Below are 13,533 nucleotides of genomic sequence, written 5' to 3'. Positions count from 1 at the left end.
AATCCATAATTCGATGTCCGCTTACAAGATTACAGAACACAAGTACGACATGGTCGTGGTGGGCGCCGGCGGCGCCGGCCTGCGCGCCACGTTCGGCCTGGCCCAGAAGGGCCTGCAGACGGTCTGCCTGACCAAGGTCTTCCCGACCCGCTCGCATACCGTGGCGGCGCAGGGTGGCATCTCGGCCGCGCTCGGCAACATGGGCGAAGACGACTGGCGCTACCACTTCTACGACACCATCAAGGGCTCGGACTGGCTGGGCGACCAGGACGCGATCGAGTACATGTGCCGCGAGGCGATTCCGGCCATTATCGAGCTCGAGCACTACGGCGTGCCGTTCTCGCGGACCGAAGAGGGCAAGATCTACCAGCGCCCGTTCGGCGGCATGACCACCAAGTACGGCGAAGGCCCGTCGGCACAGCGCACCTGCGCGGCGGCCGACCGTACCGGTCACGCGATGTTGCACACGCTGTATCAGCAGTCGCTGGCGCACAACGCGCGCTTCATGATCGAGTACTTTGCACTCGACCTGATCTTCGACGAGGAAGGCGTTTGCCGTGGTGTGCTGGCGCTGGACATGGCCGATGGCAGCTTGCATCTGTTCCGCGCCCACGGCGTGGTGCTGGCCACCGGCGGCTATGGCCGTGCCTACTTCAGCGCGACCTCTGCCCACACCTGTACCGGTGACGGCGGCGGCCTGGTGATGCGTGCCGGCCTGCCGGTGCAGGACATGGAGTTCGTGCAGTTCCATCCCACCGGTATCTACGGTGCGGGCTGCCTGATCACCGAGGGCGTGCGTGGTGAAGGCGGCATCCTGCGCAACAGCAACGGCGAGCGCTTCATGGAGCGCTATGCACCGCATTACAAGGATCTGGCATCGCGCGACGTGGTATCGCGTTCGATGACCGTGGAGATCCGCGAAGGCCGTGGCGTGGGCGAGCACAAGGATCACATCCTGCTCGACCTGACCCACCTCGGCCCAGAAGTGATCAACGAAAAGCTGCCCGGCATCGCCGAAAGCGCGCACATCTTTGCCGGTGTGGACGTGACCAAGCAGCCGATTCCGGTGTTGCCGACCGTGCACTACAACATGGGCGGCATTCCGACCAACTTCTACGGCGAAGTCGTGCGCAAGCAGGGCGACAACCCGGATGCGGTCGTGCCGGGCCTGTATGCGATCGGCGAAGCTGCCTGCGTGTCGGTGCACGGTGCCAACCGCCTGGGTTCCAACTCGCTGCTGGATCTGGTGGTGTTCGGCCGTGCGGTGGCAAACCGCTGCGCCGAGACGGTCAAGCCCAACCAGCCGCACAAGACGCTGCCGTCCGATGCCTGCGACAAGGCCCTGGGCCTGCTGGACAAGCTTCGCTACGCCAACGGCTCCACGCCGACCTCGGTGATTCGCGACAACATGCAGCGCACCATGCAGTCGGACGCGGCCGTGTTCCGTACCAGCAAGACGCTGAAAGAGGGCGTCGACAAGATGGCCGAGATCTTCGCCAGCTTCGAAGACGTCAAGGTCTCGGACCGCTCGCTGGTGTGGAACTCTGACCTGATCGAAACCTACGAGTTGAACAACCTGCTGCTCAATGCAGTGGCGACGATCAACTCGGCCGAGCAGCGGCATGAGAGCCGCGGCGCGCATTCGCACGAAGACTTCCCGGACCGCGACGACGTCAACTGGCAGAAGCACACGCTGGTCACCGTCGACGACAAGGGCAAGTGCGAGTTCGAATATCGCCCGGTGCACATGTACACGCTGAGCAAGGACGTGGACGTGGTCCCGCCGAAGCCGCGCGTTTACTGATCGATGCGCATGGATCGATCCGCTTTCGCATTGCCTCTGCTGGCCGGCCTGTCCGGGTACCGCAGCCGTGCACCGCGACAGCCGGATCGCCCCATGACGCAGGGGCAACGCCGGCACGCCGCCGGCGGTTGCGCCACCGCCTCGGCGGTGGCATCCGTCATCTTTACCTTCATGCGCACGGTGCGGTTGTCGTTCGCACCGCGCATCGCCTGAGCCAACGAGAGCAGCTATGGCAGAGTTCACCCTCCCCAAGAATTCAAAGATCGGCAAGGGCAAGCATTACCCTGCTCAGGGCGCCAAGAACAAGCGCACCTTCAAGGTCTACCGCTGGGATCCGGATGGCGAAGCCAACCCGCGTACCGACAGCTATGAGATCGATCTCGACAAGTGCGGTCCGATGGTGTTGGACGCGCTGATCAAGATCAAAAACGAGATCGACCCGACGCTGGCGTTCCGTCGCTCCTGCCGCGAGGGCATCTGCGGCTCGTGTGCGATGAACATCGACGGCACCAATACGCTGGCCTGCACCAAGGCGATTGCCGCCTGCGGCAAGGCCGAGGTGCCGATCTATCCGCTGCCGCACATGAGCGTGATCAAGGATCTGGTGCCGGATCTGACGCATTTCTACGCGCAGTACGCGTCGATCAAGCCGTGGATCCGCACCCAGACCCCGCCGCCGCCGGACCGCGAGCGCCTGCAGTCGCCGGAAGACCGCCGCAAGCTCGATGGGTTGTACGAGTGCATCCTGTGCGCCTGCTGCTCGACCAGCTGCCCGAGCTACTGGTGGAATGGCGAGCGCTATCTGGGCCCGGCGATCCTGCTGCAGGCGTATCGCTGGATCATCGATTCGCGCGACGAAGACACCGGTGCGCGCCTGGACGACCTGGAAGATCCGTTCAAGCTGTATCGCTGCCACACCATCATGAACTGCGCGCGGACCTGCCCCAAGGGCCTGAACCCGGCGCTGGCGATTGCCGAGATCAAGAAGTTGATGATGGCGCGTCGCGCCTGATCGCAGGGCAATGCGGCCCCCGCTTCGGCGGGGAGATGGTTCACAGCGGCACCGGCCCTTGGTCTGGTGCCGCTGTCGTTTTCGGTGCCGGCAAGGCGAGCTGGAGAGTGAGATGGATGAAGAAACCCTGCTGAAGAAACTGCGCTGGCGTTGCCGACGCGGCATGCGCGAGCTCGATCAATTGTTCGGGCGCTATCTGGATCAACGCTGGGCGCAGGCTTCCGAGTCCGAGCGCGCGGTTTTCCTACAGCTGCTGGATTGCGAAGACGATAAGTTGTGGCGCTGGTTCATGGGATACGAGGCCTGCCCCGATGCCGTCAACGCCGCACTCATCGCCGATATTCGCGCCATGCCGGCTTGAATGGCGGCCCTCGCGCGGGCTTGCCTGCGCGCTGGGCGTGCTGAGCGCGCTCGCATTGTGGGCACTCTGGCGGAGCGGGGTGCCGCCATGGCTGGCGGTGCTGTTGTCTGTCCATGCAGTGTTGACCGGTGGGCGATCGCTGCGCCTGCTGTTGCGCTCGCCAGCGCGGGAAGTGATCGTGCCCTGGAGCGAAACGCCTGCCAGCGTTGACGGTGTGCAGGTGCAGGGCCTGCAGGTGGCGTGGCGCGGGCCGATCGCGGTGGTGGCGTGGACCGGCCTGGATGCACGTCGCCAACGCCTGCTTTTCTGGCCGGATACCTTGCCCGCGGCGCAGCGACGTGAACTGCGTCTGGCCGCTCAGGCATACGCCATTTCGTCCCGGCGGCCGCAAGTGGCACCATAGCGTCCCTTTCCTGGTTGAACCGCATGTTCAAACCTATCCCGGTTGCCATCGGCTTGCGCTACCTGCGTGCCAAGCGGCGCAATGGCTTCATCTCGTTTATCTCGATGGCATCGATCCTGGGCATCGCCCTGGGCGTGACCGTGCTGATCACCACGCTGGCGGTGATGAGCGGTTTCCAGAAGGAAATCCGCGACCGTCTGCTGCAGATGGCCGCGCATGCCACGGTCAGTGCGGACGGCGCGCCGATGCACGACTGGCAGCATGCAGTCGCGGTCGCCATGGCCGATCCGCGCATCGCCGGTGCCGCGCCGTACATCGAAACCGAATCGCTGCTGCAGGGCCCGCGCAAGCAGCCGGCGATCGTGCGCGGCATCGTTCCTGCCGAAGAGGGCAAGGTGTCGGTGCTGGCCAAGAAGATGCAGCAGGGGTCGGTCGACAGCCTGACCCCGGGCTCCTACAACATCGTCATCGGCAAGGAGCTGGCGATCTGGCTGGGCGTGGACATGGGCGACAGCATCGTGGTGCTGCTCAGCGATACCCAGGCCACGCCGCTGGGCGCGATGCCGCGGCTCAAGCGCTTCACCGTCAGCGGAATCTTCGAGGCGGGCTACAACGAGATCGACCGCGGCCTGGCCGTGGTCAACATGCAGGACCTGGCGCGTGTGTTGCGCATGGACGGCGTCACCGGCGTGCGGCTGCGCCTGCACGACATGGATCAGGCCTGGCCGGTGGCGCGCGATCTGGCGGTGAAGTTGCATGGCCCGTACCGGGTCAGCGACTGGACCCAGGAGAACGCCAATCTCTACCACTCGTTGAAGATGGAAAAGACCGTGATGGGCATCTTGCTGTCGCTGATCGTGGCGATGGGCGCGTTCAACCTGGTGTCCTCGCAGGTCATGCTGGTCACCGACAAGCAGGCCGATATCGCCATCCTGCGCACCCTGGGCCTGTCGCCTGCGGGGGTGATGCAGGTGTTCATGGTGCAGGGCTCGTTGATCGGCTTCATGGGCACGATCATGGGCGTGATCGGCGGCATCGTGCTGACGCTCAACCTGGAACGCATCCTGGGCGTGATCGAGACGATCTTCAGCGTCAAGCTGCTGCCCGAGGACGTGTATTACATCACCGGCTTGCCGACCGACATGCAGACCCAGGACGTGGTGGTGATCACCGTCGTTGCGTTGGTGATGAGTTTCCTGGCGACCTTGTATCCGGCATGGCGCGCCTCGCGCACGCAGCCGGCGGAGGCGCTGCGTTATGAATGAGATCAGGGAATCGGCTGTGCAAATGCCAAACCAAGCAGAGGCGGTGATCCGCGCCGAGGGTCTGGCCAAGACCTACGCCGAAGGCAAGATGCGCACGCCGGTGTTCGACGGTCTGGATCTGACAGTGGCGACCGGCGAAACCGTGGCCATTGTCGGCGCCTCGGGGGCGGGCAAGAGCACGCTGCTGCATCTGCTCGGCGGCTTGGATATTCCGACCTCGGGCGAGGTGTATGTGGCCGGCCGCCGCATGTCAGCGTTGTCCGATGGCGAGCGCGGCAAGCTGCGCAATCAGGCCCTGGGTTTCGTGTACCAGTTCCATCATCTGCTGCCGGAATTCACCGCGCTGGAAAACGTGATGATGCCGGTGCTGCTGTCCGGGAAAGAGGTGTCGGTGGCGCGGGCGCAGGCCTTGCAGTTGCTGGAATCGGTCGGGCTCGGACATCGCATCGAGCACAAGCCGAGCGAGTTGTCCGGCGGCGAGCGTCAGCGTGCGGCGGTGGCGCGTGCGCTGGTAAACAAGCCAGGCTGCGTGCTGGGCGATGAGCCCACCGGCAACCTGGACGACAAGACCGCCGAGACCGTGTTCGAACTGATGCTGGAACTCAATCGTGCGCAGCGCACCAGTCTGGTCCTGGTGACGCACGATCGCAGTCTGGCGCGACGCCTGGACCGCGTGCTCGAGCTGCATCAGGGCAAGCTGCGCGAACTGGCGCCATCTGCGGTGTGAGACGCGTTGCCTGGCCGTCGGAGTTCCTGGCGGCTGGGCGGCGGTGAACCCGCGATCTCAGATTGAAGATCCTGGGGGCTGGTTGCGGGTGCATTCGCGTGATGCACCGACTGGCGTTGGCCACAACATGCGCCTTCAGCACGCAGTGCCCGCGCGCTGCATCGCGTCGATGCTCGCGGTGACAGGACGCGCCGTGACAGGAAGAACGGTCGCCGCCACGGGCGTGGCAACGACCCAACGCATCAGGGAATGATGCGCAGCGCGCGCAGGCGCGTGAACAGTTCCAGGAACGATGCACGGCTGTCGTAGAAATCCGTAAAGCCCAGTTCGCGGCTCTTGGTCATGTCGTTGACGCACTCGATCTCGCGGCCCAGGTCGGCATCGGTGTGCCACCAGGATGCCAATCGATTGACGTCGGCCTCCACCAGGCCATGCTGGCTGGCGATCTCGCTCCATATTGCCGGCGCGGTCTCGCTCAGGCGTGCCTCCAGCGGCTGCGGGGTCTCGGGGCAGGGCGCAGCGTCGAGCCCGAAGAAGTCGGCAATCTGGCTCCACATCCAGCGCCAGCGGAACACGTCGCCGTTGACGGTGTTGAAGGCCTGATTGCGTGCGGCCGGGCTCAGGCCTGCCCAGGCCAGCTGCTTGCCGAGCAGGCCGGCATCGGTCAGGTCGGTGAGGCTGTTCCACTGCGCCTGCGAGCCGGGAAACACGAACGGCTGGCCGGTGTGCTTGCATAGCGATGCATACACCGCCAGCGTCACGCCCATGTTCATCGCATTGCTGCCATTGGCCATGCCGATCATGGTGTGCGAGCGATGCACGCTCCAGCCGAAGCCATGCTGCTCGGCATGTGCGAACAACAGGTCTTCCAGCGTGTAGTAGAAGTTCTCGCCGGGCTGGCGCGGCTCGCTTTCGCGAAACGGCGTTTCCGCCTTGCCGCTGCCGTAGTTCTCGAACGCGCCGAGGTAGTGCTTGGTACCGGTGACCAGCGCCATGTGCTGCAGCGGCGCATCGCTCAGCGCTTCGCACAGATGCCGCATCATCGCGCCGTTGGCTTCGACGTTCTCGCGCTCGGTGTCGCGCCGTGTCCAGGTGCAGAAGAACACGTGGGTGATCGGCAGGCCACGCAGCGCGGTGCTGGTGCTGTCGGCATCCAGCAGATCGGCCGCAAGCGAGATCACGCCGTCCTGAGGCAGCGGGCGCCGTGCCAGGCCATAGACGGTCCAGCCATCGGCCACCAGGACATTGGCGAGGTTGTAACCGGAAATGCCGGTCACGCCGACAATCAGTGCAGTGCCTTTACGCATGGGGGAAGCTCCTCAGAAACAGTGGCGAACATAGCGCGGCAGTCATGAAATCGAGGCGAATGCAGTCCGATAAGGTTGCTGTGTGGCCTGCAGACGCTGTCCTGCCCGGCGCATTGCACCTGCGTGGCAGCACCTTCCACCTGCTGGATATACCACTGCAGGGTTAGCCTGATTCCTACCGCGCAATGCGCCGCTCGCTGCTGTGCCCGACGCAGGCGCTGGTCTAACTTGAGTCGGTGGATGGACCACGGCCGGGATGGCGACCGACAGCATGGATGCGTCAGCACAGGCACCGCCTACACCGCGGCGGATACCGACGATGACCGCGGCAGCGGCCTTGTTGCTGGGCATCGTGGTGTGCGCGTGGTCGCCGGCGCTGCTGTCGCGTGCGGTCTATGCCGCGTGCCTTGCTGCAGGGCTGCTGGGCATCGGCCTCGGCACATGGCTGCGTCCGCGGCGGATCGTGTTAGCGGGGACACTGGCCAGCGCGGTGTTCGGTTTCGGTCTGGTGGGCTGGCAGGTCACCGGCGTTCTGCAGGCACAACTGCGCCCGCAGGATGAAGCGCGGGAACTGACGGTGCGCGGGCAGATTGTCGAACTGCCGGTCGCCGAGCCACGACGCACGCGCTTTCAGCTGCGCGTGGATGACGATTCCGCACAGCCTGCCGCGCTGCGCGGCAAGCTGCTGCAGTTGGCCTGGTATGACGACTTCGGTGCCGAGCGCATGGGGCCGCGTGCCGCGCTGCGCGCGGGCGCCGCCTGGCAGCTGCGGCTCAAGCTGCGTGCGCCGCGCGGCTTGCGCAACCCTGGTGGCTTCGATGCCGAGCGGCAGGCACTGGCGCAGCGCATTGCCGCCAGCGGCTATGTGCGGGTGCCGATTGCGGCGCGGCAGACCGCTGCACCGCGCGGCGTGGATGCCTGGCGCGAAGCGATGTCGCAGCGCATTGCCGACCGCGTGCCCGGATCATCGGCGCCTTACCTGCGCGCGCTCGCCCTGGGCGACACGCGCGGGCTGGACGACGCAGCCTGGGCCACGCTGCGTGCGACCGGGCTCAGCCATCTGATTGCGATCTCGGGATTTCATGTAGGGCTGGTCGCTGCATTCGTCGCCCTACTGGTCGCCGGACTCTGGCGAGCCTGGCCGGTGCTTGGAACGCGGATTCCGCGTAGCCACGCGGCGGCGGTCGCCGCCTTGCTCGGTGCCGCAGGGTATGCAGTGCTGGCGGGCCTGGCGCTGCCCACGGTGCGCACCGTGTTGATGATTGCCGTGGTCGCGTTGGCGCGGGTGCTGCGGCGGCGTGCCAGCACCGTGCAGATCCTCGCGCTGGCCTTGTTGGCAGTACTGCTGTGGGACCCGCTGAGCGTGCTGGTGGCGGGCTTCTGGCTCAGCTTTGCCGGGGTGGCCTGGCTGGTGTGGTGCCTGCCAGCTGACGATCGCGCAGTTGTGCGCGGCTTCCTGTCCGCCCAGACCGTCGCCACTGTCGGCCTGCTGCCGTTGACCGTCAGCCTGTTCGGGCAGGCATCGCTGGTGGGGCCATTGGCCAATCTGGTCGCCATTCCCTGGTGGACTTTTGTGGTGGTGCCACTCGCCTTGCTGGGCACCGGGCTGGAAGCAGTGCTGCCGGGAGCGGGCGTGTGGGCATGGCGATTGGCCGGTTGGTGCTTCGAGCTGACCTGGCCAGGCCTGGTCTGGCTTGGGCAGACCTCGGTGGCGCTGTGGTGGGTGCCCGAGTCCGATGCGCTTGCGTTGGTCGCAGCCTTGCTCGGCGCGTTCTGGTTGCTGTTGCCGCGCGGCACGCCCGGCAAATCCATGGCGCTGCTGTTGTGGTTGCCGCTGCTGTGGCCGGACCGCGAGCTGCCCGCGGCCGGCGAGGCCGACGTGCAGGTGCTGGACGTGGGGCAGGGCCTGGCGGTGCTGGTACGCACGCAGCGGCATGCGTTGCTGTTCGACACCGGCCCGGCGGTACGCGATGGCTTCGATGCCGGCGAGCGGGTGGTGCTGCCGGCCTTGCGCGCGCTCGGGGTGCGACGCCTGGATGCCATCGTGCTCAGCCATGCCGACGCCGACCATGCCGGCGGCTATGCAGCGGTGCGTGCGGGATTGCCCGTGGCGATGACGGCGGCACCGCCACAGGCGCCACTGGACGTCAGCACCCGCTGCCGTGCCGGCCAGCAATGGGCATGGGATGGGGTGCGCTTTGGCTTCCTGCACCCCAGCGCCGGCTTCCCGTATCTGCGCAATCAGTCCAGTTGCGTGCTGCGTATCGAAACACGGTATGGCAGCGCATTGTTGCCGGGCGATATCGGTGAGCTCGTCGAGCGCAGCCTGCTGCGGGAACATGCTCCGGAGTTGCGTGCCGATCTGGTGGTGGTCCCGCACCATGGCAGCGCCGACGGCTCGCATGCCGATTTCATCGCCGCCACCGGCGCGCGGCTGGCGCTGGTGTCCTCCGGGCACGGCAATCGCTTCGGTCACCCGCGTGCCGAGGTGGTGCAGCGCTGGCAGGGCAGTGGCGCCGAGTTGCTCGACACGGCCCAGGCCGGGGCAATCCGGGTCTGGCTGGGCGCCGACGGCCTGCAGGTACGCGAGCGCCGGCGCTGGCAGCCACGGCTCTGGGATGCTGCGGAACGGCGGCGGTCGGCTGCTATCCTATCGACCAGCGAATAGGCGGCCGCGTTGCCGGAGGAATCGAATCGTGTTGGAGCTGGTCAAGGCAGGCGGTTGGCCGATGGTGCCGTTGCTGTTGCTGGGCGTGATCGCGCTGGCGATCGTGCTGGAGCGTCTGTGGAGCCTGCGCCGCAACGAGGTGACCCCGCCAGGTCTGGGCGAGGAGGTCCGCAACTGGGCCGCGCGCGGCAAACTGGATCCCAGCCACATTGAGTCGCTGCGGCGCAATTCGCCGCTGGGCGCCTTGCTGGCTGCGGCGCTGGACGTGCGTGGTCGTCCGCGTGAGTTGATTCGCGAGCGCATCGAGGACACCGGCCGGCATGTGGTGCACCGCATGGAGCGCTATCTGAATGCCTTGGGCACGATCGCCTCGGCCGGGCCGCTGCTGGGACTGCTGGGCACGGTGGTCGGCATGATCCAGATGTTCCTGGGCATCCTCGATCACGGCGTGGGCGATGTGAACCAGCTGGCCGGCGGCATCGGCAAGGCGCTGGTGTGCACGGCCACCGGCATGATCATCGCGGTACCGGCATTGATGGCGCATCGCTTCTTCAAGGGCCGCATCGCCGGTTACATCATCGAGATGGAGCAGGAAGCCACCTTGTTGCTGGACACGATGGACGGCCGCGTGGTGCCAGCCGCCACGGCGCCGGTCGCGGCAGCTGGCAAACCCGTCATGGCAAAGGGCTGACGGATGCGCATCGGCAGTGACCGAGGCCAGGACGAGCCGCATATCGATCTGGTGCCATTGATTGACGTCATCCTTGTCCTCATCATCTTTTTCGTGGTGACCACGACTTTCGACGCACGCTCCACGCTGCAATTGCAGCTGCCGACCGCCAGCGACCAACACAGCAGCACACCGCCACGTTCGCTGAGCGTGCTGGTCAATGCAGATGGGCGTTATTTCATCAACGATCAGGAAGTGCTGCGTTCGGACGTGGACTCGCTCAAGCAGACCATCGCCCAGCTCGCCGGCGACGACCGCGAGCAGACGGTGTTGCTGCGCGCCGATGCACGCACGCCGTATCAAGCGGTGGTGATCGCGCAGGATGCATTGGGGCAACTCGGCTTCCGCCGCATCGCGATCGCCACAGCGCCTCAAGCCGGGGCGACACCCACGACCGGCCAGACACGCACTAACGGAACCCGCCAGTGACCACCTCCAACGACCGCCCGGCGCCAGTTTCGTCCTGGCGCACGTACCGTCGCCTGCTGGCCTTCGCCAAGCCGTATCGCCTGTTGCTGGTCGCCGCGCTGATTGCCGCGCTGATCGAGGCGGCGGGCACGACCGGCTTCCTGGCGTTGATGAAGCCGATCACCGACGAGACCTTCATCTACAAGAATGCCGAAGTCAGTCGCTGGCTGCCGGTGCAGATCATCCTGTTGTTCGTGGTGCGCGGGGTTGCCGGCTACATCACCGATATGGCGATGGGCAAATCCGCACGCAGCATCGCGCGCGACCTGCGCGTCAAGGTGATGTCCAAATATCTGCGCCTGCCGGGATCGCGCTTCGACTCCGAACCGGTACCGTCGATGCTGATCCGGCTGGGTTCGGACTCGGACCAGGTGGCGCAGGCGGCGGTGGATGCGGTCAAGGTGATGATCCAGCAATCGCTGCAGGTGATCGGCGCGCTGGCGTTGATGCTGTGGCATAGCTGGCAGGTCACGCTGACCATCCTGGTGCTGGCACCGGTGCTGGCCTGGGTGATGGACAAGGTGGCGCGGCGCTATCGGCGCATCAGCCACAGCATTCAGGAAAGCGGCGCGCATCTGCTGCAAGCGGCCGACCAGACTTTGTCCAGCCATCAGGAGGTCAAGATCTACGGTGCCCAGCAGACCGAAATGGAGCGCTATGGCGCGCTGGCCGACCGCAATCTGCGTCTGGCGATGAAGGTCGAATCCACGCGCGGCATTTCCACCGCCACGGTGCAGATGATCGGCGCGATCGGTCTGTCGGCGCTGCTGTTCGTCGCCGGGGCCCAGGCACTGGCCGGGCGGCTGACCGCCGGCGACTTCGTGGTGCTGATGACCTCGATGCTGACGATCATTCCGGGCCTCAAGCAGCTCACCAATGTGCAGAACATGGTGCAGCGCGGCCTGGCCTCGGCCGAGCGCCTGTTCTCGGTGCTCGACAGTCCCGACGAGCCGGACCAGGGCGCGGTGCCGCTGACGCGCGCCAAGGGCCTGATCGAATTCCGCAATGTCACTGCACGCTATCCGGGCCAGGTGAACCCGGCCTTGGCCGAGGTCAGTTTCGTGGCGCAACCGGGCACGGTGACGGCGATCGTCGGGCGTTCCGGCAGCGGCAAGTCCAGCCTGATCAAGTTGATCCCGCGCTTCTACGAAGCAGAGTGCGGGCAGATCCTGCTCGACGGGCACCCGGTGCAGGCGTATGCGCTGGCCGATCTGCGACGGCAGATCGCGCTGGTCGGCCAGCAGGTCATGCTGTTCGACGGCAGCATCGCCGACAACGTCGCCTATGGCGAAATGCGCAGTGCCGACGCCGGCCAGCTGGAACGCGCCATCCTGGGCGCCAACGCGATGGAGTTCGTCGCGCAGCTGCCCGAAGGCCTGCAGTCGCATGTGGGCACCAAGGGCGGGCGCCTGTCCGGCGGCCAGCGCCAGCGTCTGGCGATCGCGCGCGCAATGCTCAAGGACGCGCCGATCCTGATCCTGGACGAAGCCACCGCGGCGCTGGACAACGAATCCGAACGTCTGGTGCAGGACGCCTTGCACAAGCTGATGCCGGACCGCACTACGCTGGTGATCGCGCACCGCTTGTCCACCATCGAGCATGCCGACCAGGTGCTGGTGATGGACCAGGGCCGTATCGTCGAGCGCGGCACCCATCACCAATTGCTGGAGCAGGGCGGCTTGTACTCGCACCTGCACGGCATGCAGTTCCGCGAACGTCAGGCATGAGCAAGCGCGGCACCCGCACGCCGGGTTACTGGTACGACAATGCGCCGATCCCGCTGTCGGCGCGCCTGCTGGCGCCGGTTTACGGTGCTGCCATCGCGCTGCGACGCGCCCTGTATCGCCGCGGCTGGCGCAAGCGCCACGGCGTGCCGGTGCCGGTGATCGTGGTGGGCAACGTCACTGCCGGCGGCACCGGCAAGACGCCGTTGACGATTGCCCTGGTCGCCAAGTTGCAGGAGGCCGGCTGGACGCCTGGCGTGGCCAGTCGCGGGTATGGCCGTGACGAATCAGGCACGGCACGCTGGGTCGAGGCGGACACGCCAGTCGCGCTCGGCGGCGACGAGCCGGTCCTGATTGCCTGGAAGACCGGCGCCCGCGTACGCGTGGACAGCGATCGCCTGGCTGCGGCGCGCGCTTTGGTCGAAGCGGGCTGCGACATCGTCGTCTGCGACGACGGGCTGCAGCATTACCGGCTGGCCCGCGATGTGGAGATCGAAGTGGTCGATGGCCAGCGCCGCTACGGCAACGGGCGCCTGCTGCCGGCCGGGCCACTGCGCGAGCCGGCTGCACGCGCACGCGACTGCGATTTCCGGGTGGTCAATCTGGGCCAGGCCAGCGCAGCAGCGACCGCACCCGCGCCCGATGACACCGGATTTGGCGAATGGCAGATGCGTCTGAGCATCGACAGCGTGCAGCCGATGGATGGCAAGCGCGCTCAGCCATTGAGCAGGCTTGCCGGCCAGCGCGTGCATGCGGTAGCCGGGATCGCGCACCCGGAACGTTTCTTCGCGATGCTGCGCGCGCGCGGCATTGGCGTGGTGCCGCATGCCTTCCCCGATCACCACGTCTATCGCGCCGCCGATTTCAGCTTCGGCAGCCGCCTGCCGGTGCTGATGACCGAAAAGGATGCAGTGAAGTGCAGGCCATTTGCCGACGAGTGGCTGTATAGCGTACCGCTCAAGGCGGAGCTGCCGGCGGCGTTCTGGGTGAGTCTGCTTGATCGCCTGGACAAGTTGGCGAGCCGGCAAGGGGTGTGAACGCTGCGCCGGGAGTGGTGATCTGCG

Annotated in this window: 12 protein-coding genes and 1 pseudogene; 12 read left to right on the top strand and 1 reads right to left on the bottom strand. The window is 66.2% G+C overall.

What is annotated here, in order from left to right:
- Positions 1 to 13: 13 nt before the first annotated feature.
- The 7 genes from sdhA to lolD all read left to right on the top strand — a co-directional run bounded on the left by sdhA (position 14) and on the right by lolD (position 5,572).
- Entirely contained in the window at positions 14 to 1,804 is a 1,791-nt protein-coding gene (sdhA, locus tag KHN93_RS11280) for a succinate dehydrogenase flavoprotein subunit (protein ID WP_016902591.1), read from the top strand.
- Positions 1,805 to 1,807: 3 nt separating this feature from the next.
- Positions 1,808 to 2,017 carry a hypothetical protein gene (locus KHN93_RS11275; RefSeq protein WP_211920119.1) on the top strand — a complete coding sequence of 70 codons (210 nt, stop codon included), beginning with the start codon at positions 1,808 to 1,810 and terminating at the stop codon, positions 2,015 to 2,017.
- A 16-nt stretch (positions 2,018 to 2,033) separates the two neighbouring features.
- Complete coding sequence (locus KHN93_RS11270) at positions 2,034 to 2,816, top strand: succinate dehydrogenase iron-sulfur subunit (RefSeq protein WP_039521725.1); 783 nt, start codon at positions 2,034 to 2,036, stop codon at positions 2,814 to 2,816.
- Between the two features lie 112 nt (positions 2,817 to 2,928).
- On the top strand, positions 2,929 to 3,177 hold the full coding sequence (locus KHN93_RS11265; protein ID WP_016902588.1) for an FAD assembly factor SdhE: 249 nt from the start codon (positions 2,929 to 2,931) through the stop codon (positions 3,175 to 3,177).
- Positions 3,128 to 3,580: a YgfX family protein gene (locus tag KHN93_RS11260; RefSeq protein ID WP_211920117.1), complete on the top strand. Its 453-nt coding sequence runs from the start codon at positions 3,128 to 3,130 to the stop codon at positions 3,578 to 3,580. Before KHN93_RS11265 ends, KHN93_RS11260 begins: the two co-directional genes overlap by 50 nt.
- A gap of 23 nt (positions 3,581 to 3,603) precedes the next feature.
- Entirely contained in the window at positions 3,604 to 4,845 is a 1,242-nt protein-coding gene (locus KHN93_RS11255; protein ID WP_039514422.1) for a lipoprotein-releasing ABC transporter permease subunit, read from the top strand.
- 22 nt (positions 4,846 to 4,867) lie between these two features.
- A complete protein-coding gene (gene lolD / locus KHN93_RS11250; RefSeq protein WP_485129926.1) occupies positions 4,868 to 5,572 on the top strand; it encodes a lipoprotein-releasing ABC transporter ATP-binding protein LolD in 705 nt (234 codons plus the stop codon).
- Between the two features lie 242 nt (positions 5,573 to 5,814).
- Here lolD and KHN93_RS11245 read toward each other — a convergent pair whose 3' ends face one another.
- Positions 5,815 to 6,879, bottom strand: a complete 1,065-nt coding sequence (locus KHN93_RS11245; RefSeq protein WP_211920115.1) for an SDR family oxidoreductase — start codon at positions 6,877 to 6,879, stop codon at positions 5,815 to 5,817.
- 256 nt (positions 6,880 to 7,135) lie between these two features.
- On the opposite strand from KHN93_RS11245, the pseudogene KHN93_RS11240 reads away from it, so the two are divergent.
- The 5 genes and pseudogenes from KHN93_RS11240 to lpxK form a co-directional block, all read left to right on the top strand.
- Positions 7,136 to 9,682 (top strand): annotated as a pseudogene (locus KHN93_RS11240) (DNA internalization-related competence protein ComEC/Rec2); the annotation flags it as partial.
- Positions 9,576 to 10,238 (top strand): MotA/TolQ/ExbB proton channel family protein, encoded by a 663-nt coding sequence (locus KHN93_RS11235; protein WP_039514427.1) that lies wholly within the window; start codon positions 9,576 to 9,578, stop codon positions 10,236 to 10,238. The pseudogene KHN93_RS11240 and the gene KHN93_RS11235, both read left to right, overlap by 107 nt.
- Before the next feature lie 3 nt (positions 10,239 to 10,241).
- Entirely contained in the window at positions 10,242 to 10,706 is a 465-nt protein-coding gene (locus KHN93_RS11230) for an ExbD/TolR family protein (protein ID WP_211920113.1), read from the top strand.
- On the top strand, positions 10,703 to 12,472 hold the full coding sequence (gene msbA / locus KHN93_RS11225) for a lipid A export permease/ATP-binding protein MsbA (protein ID WP_211920112.1): 1,770 nt from the start codon (positions 10,703 to 10,705) through the stop codon (positions 12,470 to 12,472). The genes KHN93_RS11230 and msbA overlap by 4 nt, the downstream gene beginning before the upstream one ends.
- Positions 12,469 to 13,506 (top strand): tetraacyldisaccharide 4'-kinase, encoded by a 1,038-nt coding sequence (gene lpxK / locus KHN93_RS11220; RefSeq protein WP_102581629.1) that lies wholly within the window; start codon positions 12,469 to 12,471, stop codon positions 13,504 to 13,506. Before msbA ends, lpxK begins: the two co-directional genes overlap by 4 nt.
- Positions 13,507 to 13,533: the final 27 nt, after the last annotated feature.

It is taken from the genome of Xanthomonas arboricola pv. juglandis, assembly GCF_905367715.1.
Lineage (GTDB): Bacteria > Pseudomonadota > Gammaproteobacteria > Xanthomonadales > Xanthomonadaceae > Xanthomonas > Xanthomonas arboricola.
This window is presented reverse-complemented; position numbering and strand designations above follow the sequence as displayed.

Coding starts and splice junctions, on each gene's coding strand:
- lpxK (WP_102581629.1), top strand. CDS start 12,469: ATGAGCAAGCGCGGCACCCGCACGCCGGGTTACTGGTACGACAATGCG.
- sdhA (WP_016902591.1), top strand. CDS start 14: ATGTCCGCTTACAAGATTACAGAACACAAGTACGACATGGTCGTGGTG.
- KHN93_RS11245 (WP_211920115.1), bottom strand. CDS start 6,879: ATGCGTAAAGGCACTGCACTGATTGTCGGCGTGACCGGCATTTCCGGT.
- KHN93_RS11270 (WP_039521725.1), top strand. CDS start 2,034: ATGGCAGAGTTCACCCTCCCCAAGAATTCAAAGATCGGCAAGGGCAAG.
- KHN93_RS11260 (WP_211920117.1), top strand. CDS start 3,128: ATGCCGTCAACGCCGCACTCATCGCCGATATTCGCGCCATGCCGGCTT.
- KHN93_RS11230 (WP_211920113.1), top strand. CDS start 10,242: ATGCGCATCGGCAGTGACCGAGGCCAGGACGAGCCGCATATCGATCTG.
- lolD (WP_485129926.1), top strand. CDS start 4,868: ATGCCAAACCAAGCAGAGGCGGTGATCCGCGCCGAGGGTCTGGCCAAG.
- KHN93_RS11265 (WP_016902588.1), top strand. CDS start 2,929: ATGGATGAAGAAACCCTGCTGAAGAAACTGCGCTGGCGTTGCCGACGC.
- KHN93_RS11255 (WP_039514422.1), top strand. CDS start 3,604: ATGTTCAAACCTATCCCGGTTGCCATCGGCTTGCGCTACCTGCGTGCC.
- KHN93_RS11275 (WP_211920119.1), top strand. CDS start 1,808: ATGCGCATGGATCGATCCGCTTTCGCATTGCCTCTGCTGGCCGGCCTG.